We start from the raw sequence: 11,947 nt of genomic DNA on the forward strand, positions 1-11,947 counted from the left end.
GGGCGGGGGCGGGCGGGGCGAAACGCCGCCGCCACCGCGCCGCGCTCCTCCGGCAACCGGACCGCGCAGCGGCCGCCGATAGCGCACCGCACCCCCGAACGGCCAGCATCGGCCTGGCCACATCCGGCCACATCCCGTTCGGATCCGGCTCCGCTGCGTCCCCACCAGGCCCGCCGCACCGCGGCCCGTGCCGGAACCGGACGCCGCCGGCGACCGCGCCCGACCCCAAGACCAGTGCTGACGCTCCGCAGCCGCCTGAACCACGGGAGTCAGTTCCAGTGCCCGCTGGCACAAGACAGCATCTTTCGCCCAAAAAGCTACATTGGTAACACCAATGAACATACCTGACATATAACTATATGTTCACACGCCTTGGAATCACCGCATTCGGATCCCGCCGACGGGGGTGATCGGCCGTGACCAGCCAATACGCGCCCGCGAAGAGCCAATTTCCCATACCAAACACAACAGCTGAACGCAATGAAACACATCGCAACAGCGCCGATACGGTCAGTGTTTCTTTCGGCGAGGCATTCACGTCCCGCCTGGGCAAAGATAGACTTTGGTCGCTCAGGGAGGGCCCCGGCACCATGGAGGAGATAATGACACAGCGAAGATAAGGACTCGATCAAATCCGACATCTCCACGACGCCGTGGAAGAACCTGTCGGACTCCTGTTGTTCACCGGCCATATCAAATCAGGATCGGTCTGCGAAACCACCGGATCCTGCGTGGGGCCTCTGACCTCGATTCTCCCGAACGACGTTCTTCACAATGCCGATTCTGACCTGCCCGAGCCACGGTGTCCCTGACATCGGAGCAGTCATGTCCGCCCCACACTTCCGACCACCGCCGCACCAAGGGCGACAGGCCTTCCGGAGGCCCCCGGAGCCCGCGCGGCATCACGGAAGATACGGACCTGACCTGCCCGAACAGCGCTGACGGACTCGCGGGTCGGCACCTGTGCGTGCTGGAGAAACGGTATCACCGGGATCGTCCGAATTCTCTTATGTTGTGACCAAAGGCGAGTGCAATAGAATTCGATGGGACTGCTCACATGACCAGGTCAATGTCCGGGCGCCGATGCGGATCATTGATGGTGGCGCTTCACATCGACAACGAAGTCATCCATCAAGGCCTCGTTGCGATGCTGAGTTCGGCTCCGACACGGTATGAGATCGTGTCGTGCAACTCAGTCGGGGACGAGCCGCCTCAGAAGCCGGCGAAGCTGCCAGAGGTCATCATTCTGGCCTTTGACGACGAGCAGTCGGATGACATCGAGGACGTGGCGAAGCGCTTCGGAGAAGCGGGAACAAAAGTACTCCTTCTACTCACTCGGAGTGACGAGAGTTTGTTCGACCGCGCTGCTCAAGTGTTGACGGACGGATTCCTCGTCCTGGACCAGATGACCACGGAAATCCTCGATGAATCCCTACAGAAGGCGGCCAGTGGTGACGTGGTCATTCCGCCGTCGATCGCCGGACGCCTTTTGGCCAGAAGGCGGAACGGACAGAGTCAACCTCGCCTGGTACTTCCCGAACTCACACCGAGGGAAAGACAGGCCCTGCAACTGCTGGTCGGCGGTCTGAGCAACAAGCAGATCGCCGCGCGGCTCCGGATCTCCCAGCACGGTGCGAAACGCCTGGTCGCCAATCTGCTGGCCAAGCTGAACTGTAGGAACAGGACCATGGCCGCATCCATGGCGCTGCAGTACAAGCTGGTGGAGCAGGACGCCTCCACGCATCAGTGAGATCCATCGGGCAGAGCATCCGCCCCCGCCCACGACGACGGCACCGGGGTCCGCGTGAACCCTCACAGTGGCGGAGAGTTTCGCGTGCCCCTGGAAAATGTCGTGAAATCCACTGCTCGGGCGCCGATCCGGCATAACAGCCTGGACCCTGTCTCCGATTCAATGGGAAAATATTGTGCTGTACATCAAAGACATAGTGAAGACCTACAAGCGCGGAGGCGGAGTCCGTGCCAATGACGGCGTCACGATACAGGTGGAGGCCGGCGAGGTCGTCGGCCTCCTGGGGCACAACGGCGCCGGCAAGACGACCCTCATCAACCAGGTGGCCGGGCTGACCGTACCGACGTCCGGCACCATCCGCGTCGACGGCTGCGACCCGGTGGCGGAACCGTCGAAGGTCCGCCGCATGATCGCGGTGATGCCCCAGTCGCACGCGCCGCTGACCGGCGTGACGCCGCGTCAGGTCATCAAGTCGATGGCCCGGATCCGGGGCATGGACAAACAGGCCGCCTCCGCACGCACCGAGGAACTGATCAAGGACCTCGACCTCGGCGAGTGGGCCGACACCACGGGCGAACGGCTCTCCGGGGGAGTCCGGAGGCTGACGGCGTTCGGCATGGCCGCGGCGTCGCCCGGGAAGGTCGTGATGCTCGACGAACCGACCAACGACGTGGACCCCGCTCGCCGGAGGCTCCTGTGGGAGCAGATCCGGGCCTTGGCGAACCGGGGGTGCGCCGTCCTCCTGGTCACCCACAACGTGATCGAGGCCGAGCGCAGTGTGGACCGCATCGTCGTCCTGGACTCCGGCAAGGTCATGGCGGAGGGGACGGCGGCACAGCTCCGCTCCCGCGCGGCCGGCGACCTCCGGCTGGAGCTGACGGCCGCGGACATCGACGGTCTGCCCTCCCTCCCCGAGCACATCGCGACCGCCGGGGCTCCTCTGCGCACCTCCCGGCGGCTGACGGTCGCCCTCGAATCCAGCGGGGCCGCCGACGCGCTCGCCTGGGCGCAGCGCCTGCGCGAGTCACAGGACATCGACGAGTTCTCTCTCGTACCCGTCGGTCTGGAGGACGTGTATCTGGACCTCGTGGGCGCGGAGTCCACGGCCGCAGAGGAAGAGGGATAACGCGATGCGCTACTGGATGTCTAGCTATGGTCTGCTGCTCGGCTGGGCCGGGTTGCGGGGGCGCGCGACCCTCGCGCTGAACCTGGTGATCCAGACCTGCCTGGCGGTGGGGATCATCGTCGGGTTCGCCTTCCTCGTGCCCAACCTGGACGCCGGCACGGCCCTCTACCTCTCGACAGGGGCGCCGGTGCTCGGGCTCGTCACCGTGGGGATGGTGATCGGCCCCCAGGAGGTCGCCAGCGCGAAACAGGAGGGCATCTTCGAGTTCAACCGGTCGTTGCCCGTGCCCCGCAGCGCCCTCATCGCGTCCGACGCCACGATAGCCCTGCTGACCGCGCTTCCGGGAATGCTGGCCGCGCTCGTGGTCGCCTGGCTGCGCTTCGATCTGGACCTGCAGATCAGTCCTCTGGTCGTTCCCGCGATCCTGCTGACCGCGGCCGCCGCGATCGGGATCGGCTACGGCATCGGCTACGGGCTGACCCCGCCGATCGCCCGGATGATGTCCCAGCTCGTGGTGTTCGTCGCGCTGATGTTCTCCCCGATCGTCTTCCCGGTCTCCCGGTTGCCCGACTGGCTCGCCGCCGTTCACGCGGTGCTGCCGTTCCAGTACATGGCCGAGAGCGTGCGGAACACGCTCAGCGTGCCGCCCGACGGCGTCCGGCTCATGCCGTTCGCCGTCCTGGCGGTGTGGTCCCTCGTGGGATTCCTGGTCGCCTTCCGCATGATGTCCCGGAGGACATGAGGGCGAACGGCGCCCGCCCTCCGGCCCGCACCCGCCGCCGGCGCCCGGTCCCGGTGCCGGCGGCGGGTGCGCTCGTCCGATCATCCGTCGGCGGACGCGGGCCCCTCGGCCCGCGTCCGCCGACGGCCTTCCGCCCGCCGAATAGCGCTTCCGCCCGCCAAGGAGCCCTTCCGTCCGGAAGCCCTTCCGTCCGCCACGGCGACGGCCGCGCCGAGGGCTACAGCGGCTCCACCACCGCGCGTTCGCCCGGAACGGCCAGGTCCCTGACGCGGTTCCGCGCCGGTCCGGACGGCCATTCGCGGAAGCGGCGGAACCGCATGGGCACGCCCCTGGCCACGGACAGGTCCGCGCTGTCCATGGCCTGCATGTGCACGTGCGGCTGCGTCGAGTTCCCCGAGTTCCCGCAGTCCGCGATGTGCTGGCCCGCCACGACCCTCTCGCCGACCGACACCCGGACGCTGCCCGCCCGGAAGTGCACCAGTGCGACGAAGACGCCGCCTCCGGCCAGGGACATCACCACATGGTTGCCGGCGATGGCCTCCACCCCCCGGCGCACCCGTGCGCCCTGGCTCAGGGCGTAGGGGATCAACGCGGGCTGGGACCGGCGCGCTTCGTGGTCGGGCTCGCCGTCGTGCACGGCGACGACGGTTCCGTCGGCCGGTGCCAGGACCGGCCGGCCGAAGGCGACGAAGAGCTCGGGCGGTTCGGTGGCGAGGAAGGTCCGCCAGCTCCGGCTGCCGGCCGTCCGGTGCCTGTCGTCCACCCCGACGAAGTCGATGGCGTAGCGACCGCCGAACATGTCGGTTCCGTGGCTCGGAACGCGCCGGGCCGGGCTGTTCTCGACCCGCCACAGTCCCGTGAAGGGAAATGAGACCTCGACGGCGTTGTCCCCCGTACTTTGCGCGGGCGTCTCTCCAACCATGGAATCAACATACGACATACCTCCGGCGAGGGCGGTCGCACTGATACCGATGGTTCGGGCGATGAAAAGGCGCCGGGGTGTGGCGGATTCCGCTTCCCTGTTCTCTCCGAAGAATTCTTCCGCCGGTTTCCCGTCGTTCGCGCCATCGTCCCTCACCGGCCCGCGCTCCGTTCCGTCTCCCCTGGGAGTCCCGGGCGGGGAGGAGCCTTCGTAGGGGCGGGCGAGGAACCGCCGCAGCAGGGGGCGGACCACCTCTCCCAGGAGCAGGGCGACGATGAGGTAGGGCAGCAGGGCCAGCCACAGCAGGCCCGGCCACTCGAAGGCGCGGACGACCCGGAAGGGCAGGTCGGCGGGTCCGGCGACCATCGCGCCGACGGTGACGGCCGAGAGCAGCCACACGAGTGCCGTCCCGGCACGCCGCCACGCGCTGCCTTCCCGGGACACGTCCCTGACCAGCCGCCTGTGCACGTACAGGTGCACGGCGGCCACGACGGCGAGGACCAGGACCGCGTTCAAGAGGAGAAGGGCCATGTCAGGGCGCTCCTGTCGTGCGGATGCGGGGCAAGCGGCCGTTCTCGCCGTCCGGCGGTGCCGGAGACCGGCCCGCCGCCGACCGTGCCCGGAGGCGTGGCCGCTCCGCCGCCCGCGTACGAGCCGCCTCGGAGTCTGACACCCATCGCGCCGTAGTGCCACCCCCGCGTCCGGACCGACGATGGCACCGATCCGAACGGCTAGGGCGGTCGGGGCCGGGCGGTCTCCCCGGCGCGCGCCCCTGACCGGCGGTCCCGTCCGGTCGGGTCGGCGATCCGCTGGGGGAGGAGCGAGCCGATGCGGGGCGAGGGGTGCCCCAAGGACCGCCTGGAGGGGGTAGCCGATCGATCAGGGTGACAGTATGCCAATCGGGCATTTCTCCACGATCCCGCACAAATTAGTCTGCGAGGCACATGCCTGGCGAAGCGACATGGCGCGGACGGAGAGGGGCTTGCTGTGGCGCGCGCGAATGGTGCTGATATCGACACGTCAATCGATAGTGCAAATCATCGTTCACCCCAGAGGACTGCAGCCTTGAACTCTCTTCACGACCCAGAAGAAAACCCTCTTCCCCCTTCGGGAAGCGGTCGGGTCGAGGACTCGTACCCGATGGCGCCCACCCAGCGAGGCATCCTGTTCCAGTCCCTGCACGGGGAGAAGACCGGGCTCTACCACGCGCAGACCGTCCTCGGGATCGCGCACGTCCTCGACATCGACGCGTTCCGCCGGAGCTGGGCACGGGTCGCGCGGCGCCACCCTGCGATGCGGACGAGTTTCCGCGAGACGTCGGGCGACGAGCCGGTGCAGTTGGTCTGGGAGAGCGTCGACCTCCCGTTCGAGTACGAGGACCAGCGGTCCCTGAGCGAGGAGGAGCGGTCGTCCCTGCGCGAGGCCGCCCTGCGACAGGACCACGAGCACGGATTCCCTGTGGCGGAAGCGCCCCTGTGGCGGCTCCGCCTCGTCCGGCTGGAGGACGCGCGGTACGAACTCCTCTGGAGCCTCCACTACGCACTGATGGACGGACGCAGCCAGGCGAGGGTCCTGCGCGAGGTCGAACAGGTCTACGCGTGCCTCGTCGCCGACCGGGAGGTCGAGGAGCCGCCGACGACGCCGTTCCGCCACTACGTCGACTGGTGGCACGGACAGGACACCGGCCGGGCCGAAGCCTTCTGGCGCGACGAACTCCGGGACGTGCCGTCCGCGAGCCCCCTCCCCGTCGAGCTGCGGCCCTCCCCGGCCGGACCGGCCGCGGCGGACGCGGCGGACGCGGCGGACGCGTCCCGGGTCGCCTACGACCAGATGTCCCTGGTCCTGGACGAGCGGGAGACCGCGGACGTGCGAGCCGTCGGCGAGCGGCACGGCCTGGACCTCCCGACCCTGGTGAGAGGGGCCTGGGCCTTCCTGCTGAGCCGGTACCAGGGCTCGGAGGAGGTGGTCATGGGGGTCACCTCCCCGGGCCGGTCCGCCGACCTGCCCGGCGTCGAGGACATGGTGGGGACCCTCATCAACACCCTGCCCCTGCGCGTCGCCGTACACCCCGCGACGCCCTGGGCCGAGTGGATGAAGGACCTGCGGCAGCGGTACGCGCGGATCCGTGCGCACGAGTACAGCCCGCTGCCGATGATCCAGCGGTGGAGCGGGATCGATTCGGGCGAGTCGCTCTTCGAGACCGTGGTGACGGTCGAGGAGCAGGAGACGGCCCCCGAGCCCGGTTCCCTGCGGATGGCGCGGATCTGGGAGGAGAGCCATGCCGGCTATCCGCTGAGCGTCGTGGCCACACCCGGGGAACGTCTGGCCCTCGCGGTCCACTACGACACCGCGCGTTTCACCGCCGCGACGGTCGAGCGGCTGGTCGGGCACCTCCACCGGATCCTCACGGAGCTGGCGCACCGGCCGCGGGCGTGCCTGGGGGAGCTCACCCTCGTGACCCCCGCCGAGTTCTCCCAGCTCGTGCACGAGTGGAACGACACGGACGCGCCGTACTCGCGGGAGCTCTGCATCCACGACCTGGTCGAGAGGCAGGCCGAGGAGACCCCCGACGCGCTGGCCCTGCTCTTCGAGGACGAGCGCTGGACCTACCGCGAGGTCGACGAGCACGCCAACCAGGTCGCGCACTTCCTGCGGCACATCGGGATCGGCCGCGGGGACCACGTCGCGATCCTCACGGAGCGCCGCGCGGAGATGGTCCCCGCGCTGCTGGGCGTTCTGAAGGCGGGCGCGACCTACGTCCCCCTGGACGCCAACGCACCCGTCAAGCGATGGCACTGGATCATCGACTCGCTGAGGATCAGCTGCGTCCTGACGGAGACCGCCCTGGCGCGGCGCCTGTCGACCGCCGACCCTCTCCCGCACCTCGCCCACATCCTGTGCCTGGACCCGGAGACCGACGACGAGGAGCTCCGGTCCCCGTACGCCGTCCACTCCCCGAACGAGATCGCGGACATGCCGCGGAGCGGCCTTCCCGCGCAGGTCGGCCCGCAGGACATCGCCTACATCATCTTCACCTCGGGTTCCACGGGGACGCCCAAGGGCGTGACGGTCGCGCACTTCCCCGCGGTGAACCTGATCGAATGGGTCAACACCACGTTCTCGGTGGGCCCCGAGGACCGCATCCTGTTCGTCACGTCGCTCACCTTCGACCTGTCCGTCTACGACGTCTTCGGCGTTCTCGCCGCCGGAGGGTCGATCCGGATCGCGTCGGGTCGGGACATCCAGGAACCGGCGAACCTGCTGGCCTACATCTCGGGCGAGCCCATCACGTTCTGGGACTCGGCACCGGCCGCCCTGATGCAGCTGGTCCCCTTTCTGCCCATGGACGGGGAGGGCGCGGTCGAGACCGTCTCCCACTCCGTCCGCCTCGTCTTCATGAGCGGCGACTGGATCCCGCTGCAGTCGCCGAACATCATGACGGCGGCGTTCCCGAACGTGGAGGTCGTCGGCCTCGGCGGTGCCACGGAGGCGACCGTCTGGTCGAACTACTTCCGCGTCGGGGAGGTGGACCCCTCCTGGCCGAGCATTCCGTACGGGAAGCCCATCCAGAACTCCTCCTACTACGTTCTCGACGAGAGCCTGCGCCCGTGTCCGATCGACGTACCCGGTGACCTCTACATCAGCGGTACCTGTCTGAGCTCCTGCTACGCCAACGAACCGGAGCTGACCGCGGGCAAGTACGTCCCCTCGCCGTTCAGCGCCACCCCCGGGGACCGCCTCTACAGGACCGGCGACATGGCGCGGTGGCGTCCCGACGGGAACCTGGAGTTCCTCGGCCGTACCGACTCCCAGGTCAAGATCCGCGGGTACCGCATCGAACTCGGCGAGATCGACAGCGTCCTGAGCGAGCACCCCGCCGTGCGGGACTCGGCCACGATCGTCCGAGAGGACCGGCCGGGCGACCGCACCCTGGCGTCGTACGTCGTACCGCACCCCCGGCTCGCCGAGGAGGCCGTCCGGGGGCAGGAGGAGGACGCGCTGGCGGCCAAGCGCGTCGACCAATGGCGCGAGGTCTACGACGCCTTCGACCCGAGCGCGGCGGAGCGTTCCGAGCACGGCCACGACTTCTCGGGATGGAACAGCAGCTACACCGGTCAGCCCATCCCCCTGGACGAGATGCGGGCGTGGCAGGAGGAGACGGTGGCCCTGGTCCGCGACGGCGACCCGGGCACGGTCCTGGAGATCGGCTGCGGTACCGGCCTGCTGCTGTTCCCGCTGGCTCCCGATTGCCGCCGGTACTACGGGACGGACCTGTCCTCCTCGGTCCTGGAGTCCGTCCGACGCCGCCTCGACTCCGACCCCGGGCTCCGGGAGACCGTCGTCCTGAGCCAGGGCGAGGCCGCCGGCGTCGGCGATCTGCCGCTGGAGCCGGTCGACACCGTCGTCATCAACTCGGTCGTCCAGTACTTCCCCGGGGTCGACTACCTCGTACGCGTCCTCGACGGGGCGCTGGCCCGCGTCGCCGACGGCGGCCGGGTCATCGTCGGCGATGTCCGCAGCCTGCCGCTTCTGGACGCCTTCCACGCCAGTGTCGAAGCGCAGCGCGTACCCGACTCCATGACGCGCGCACAGCTCTGGCAGCGTGTCCGGCACCGCGTGCGGCAGGAGGAGGAGCTGGCCCTCGACCCGGCGTTCTTCCGGGAGTGGGCCGCCGGCACCGGCGTCGTCTCGCGCGTCGAGATCCGCCCCAAGGGCGGCCGCCACCTCAACGAGATGTCGATGTTCCGCTACCAGGTGGTGCTCCATGTCGCGGACGCGTCCCGGGACGGCGGGGACGGTCCCGGCCCGGACGTCCCGGAGCTCGACTGGACCGCCGAACGACTGACCCTCTCCGCGCTGCGCGAGACGCTGCGCGGCGAGCGGCCGGACCGGCTGCGGCTGCGCGGCGTCGCGAACGCGCGTGTGCAGGAGGCGGTACGGACCCTTCGCTGGCTGAAGGGCGGGCCCGGACCGGAGACGGTCGAGGCGTGGCGCGCGCAGGAGCAGGCCCCGGGCGGCGTGGAACCGGAGGACATCAGGACATGCGCCGAGCAGGCCGGCTATCGGGCCGCCTTCGACTGGAGCCGACACGGCCCCGACGGCGACTACACCGTCCTGCTGACGCGGCACGGGGTCGAACCGGGTGTCGACGAGGAGGAACTCGTCCCGCCGCCGGGCGGTGACCGGGCCGACCGGGACTGGACGGACTACGCCAACCAGCCGCTCACGTCCGACATCCAGGACCTCCTGCTGCCCCGGCTCCACGCCTACCTGGCCGAGCGGCTGCCGGGCTACATGGTGCCGTCCGACCTCGTGGCGCTCGACGCCCTGCCCGTCACCTCCAGCGGCAAGCTCGACCGGCGCGCGCTGGTGGCGCCCCGGGACTCCACGTCGTCGGACACCGTCCACGTCCCCCCGCGCGACACCACCGAGGCCCTGCTCGTCTCGGTGTGGGAGCAGGTCCTGAGCCGTTCCCCCATCGGTGTCCTCGACGACTTCTTCGAGCTCGGCGGGCACTCGCTGCTCGCCGCCCAGCTGGCCACCCGGATCCGGCAGGTGTTCTCGCTGGAGGTGCCGGTCCGCCTCTTCTTCGAGCTGCCCACGATCGCCGAGGTGGCCCGCGACCTGCAGCGGCGGCAGGAGGAGTCGCAACCGCTGGAACCGCGTCCTCTGGTCCCGGTCGCCCGCGACGGGGCTCCGCCCGCCGGCTTCGACCAGCAGCGGCTCTACTTCATCGACCGGCTGAGCCCCGGGACGACGTCCTACACCGTCAACTGGCTCATCCCGCTGCCGGCGTCCATCGGGACGGACGTGCTCAGGGACGGGCTCGCCGAGATGGTGCGGCGCCACGAGTCACTGCGCACGACCCTGCACGAGGAGGACGGCCGGGTCTGGCAGGTCATCGCCGACGACCGGCCGGTCGCGCTCCCGACGACCGACCTGTCCATGCTCCCGGAGGACCAGAGCGAGCAGCGGGCACAGGAGGAGATCCGCCGGTGGTGGGACCAGCCCTTCGACGTGGGCGAAGGGCCGCTGCTGCGAGCCCTCCTCGTCACACTGTCGGGCACGGAGCAGGTCCTGGCCCTCAGCGCCCACCACACGGTGTTCGACGGCTACTCGATCGGCCTCTTCTGCCAGGAGTTCCTGCAGATCAGCCGGGCCCTGGCCGACGGTGCGCCCTCCCCGCTGCCGGATCCGGAGGTGCAGTACGCGGACTACGCGGTGTGGCAGCAGGGCTGGCTGGAGCCGGACCGGCTCGCGTTCCATCTGGACTACTGGAAGGAACAGCTCGCCGAGGCCCCGGAACTGCTGGCGCTGCCCACCGATGAGCCCCGGCCGGACGAGCTGAGCTTCAAGGGCGACTTCCTGAGGCGGCGGCTGCCCGCCGAAACGACCCGGCGGGTGGCGCATCTGAGCCGCGAGTACCAGGTGACGGACTACATCACCATGCTCAGCGTCTTCGCGGTCTTCCTCTCCCGCCACAGCGGACAGGACGTCGTCGTGATCGGCGTGCCGATCGCCAACCGGAACCACCCCGGCCTGGAGTCCATGATCGGCTTCCTGGTCAACACCGTCGCCCTCCGCGTGGACCTGCGCGGCAACCCCCGCTTCGAGGACGTGCTGGTGCAGGTCCGCAAGCAGTTGTTCGACGCCCAGAGCCACCAGGAGGTCCCCTTCGAGCGGCTCGTCGAGTCACTGCGGCCCACACGCAGCCTCGGGCACAACCCGGTCTTCCAGGTGATGTTCGCCGACGAGAGCCTGCCCTTCCTGGAGCACGAGTCGGCCCTCGTCCAGCCCAAACCCTGGATGCACAGTCTGGTGGAGCAGGGGATGAGCGTCGGTGTGTCCCGCTTCGACCTCACCTGCATGATCCAGGCGTCACCCGAGGGGATGCGGTTCGGGTTCGAGTACAGCACCGACCTGTTCGGCGAACCGACGGTCGCACGCATGGCCGACCACTTCGAGGTGCTCCTGGAATCCGCGGTGGCGGACCCCGGACAGCGGGTCCGCCGCCTGCCGATGGTCGAGGAAGCCGAGTGCAGGGCGACCGTCGAGATGGGGTTCGGTGCCGCACACGCGGTGACCGCCGGTCCGGTGTCCCTGCCGGGGTTGTTCGAGGAGCGGGCCCGCCAGTACCCCGACCGGATCGCGGTCGCGTCCGACGACCACCAACTCAGCTACGCGGCCCTGGACCAGTGGTCCAACCGCATCGCCCACCTCCTGCGCGACCGCGGCGTGGACCGGGGAAGCCTGGTCGGCCTGTGCGTACCCCGCTCCACGGAGATGGTCGCCGCCCTGCTGGGCATCCTCAAAGCCGGCGCCGCCTACGTCCCCCTGGACCCCGCCTACCCCCGCGAACGACTCTCCTTCATGGCCTCCGACGCCCGACTCCACACCGTCCTGGCC

At 69.4% G+C, this 11,947-nt stretch carries 5 protein-coding genes; 4 read left to right on the forward strand and 1 reads right to left on the reverse strand.

All coding sequences use genetic code 11. The annotated features are described in order from the left end of the window. Window positions 1-1,096: 1,096 nt before the first annotated feature. The 3 genes from ADL05_RS24240 to ADL05_RS24250 all read left to right on the forward strand — a co-directional run bounded on the left by ADL05_RS24240 (window position 1,097) and on the right by ADL05_RS24250 (window position 3,618). A complete protein-coding gene (locus tag ADL05_RS24240; RefSeq protein ID WP_053619328.1) occupies window positions 1,097-1,750 on the forward strand; it encodes a response regulator transcription factor in 654 nt (217 codons plus the stop codon). Between the two features lie 196 nt (window positions 1,751-1,946). Next, complete coding sequence (locus ADL05_RS24245; RefSeq protein WP_197285916.1) at window positions 1,947-2,876, forward strand: ABC transporter ATP-binding protein; 930 nt, start codon at window positions 1,947-1,949, stop codon at window positions 2,874-2,876. 4 nt (window positions 2,877-2,880) lie between these two features. Continuing rightward, the gene (locus tag ADL05_RS24250; RefSeq protein WP_053619330.1) at window positions 2,881-3,618 is read left to right on the forward strand and encodes an ABC transporter permease; all 738 of its coding nucleotides are present in this window, start codon (window positions 2,881-2,883) and stop codon (window positions 3,616-3,618) included. A gap of 217 nt (window positions 3,619-3,835) precedes the next feature. Here the strand turns inward: ADL05_RS24250 and ADL05_RS31970 are convergent, their stop codons facing one another. Next, window positions 3,836-5,071: a M23 family metallopeptidase gene (locus tag ADL05_RS31970; RefSeq protein WP_231640891.1), complete on the reverse strand. Its 1,236-nt coding sequence runs from the start codon at window positions 5,069-5,071 to the stop codon at window positions 3,836-3,838. A 456-nt stretch (window positions 5,072-5,527) separates the two neighbouring features. Here ADL05_RS31970 and ADL05_RS24260 point away from each other — a divergent pair. Next, window positions 5,528-11,947, forward strand: a 6,420-nt coding sequence (locus tag ADL05_RS24260) for a non-ribosomal peptide synthetase (RefSeq protein WP_304437797.1), incomplete at its 3' end; no start/stop codon positions are given.

The organism is Nocardiopsis sp. NRRL B-16309, from assembly GCF_001279585.1.
Lineage (GTDB): Bacteria > Actinomycetota > Actinomycetes > Streptosporangiales > Streptosporangiaceae > Nocardiopsis.

What these genes read in the sequence shown, in the direction of transcription:
- ADL05_RS24240 (WP_053619328.1), top strand. Translation starts at nt 1,097, where the DNA reads ATGGTGGCGCTTCACATCGACAACGAAGTCATCCATCAAGGCCTCGTT.
- ADL05_RS24250 (WP_053619330.1), top strand. Translation starts at nt 2,881, where the DNA reads ATGCGCTACTGGATGTCTAGCTATGGTCTGCTGCTCGGCTGGGCCGGG.
- ADL05_RS31970 (WP_231640891.1), bottom strand. Translation starts at nt 5,071, where the DNA reads ATGGCCCTTCTCCTCTTGAACGCGGTCCTGGTCCTCGCCGTCGTGGCC.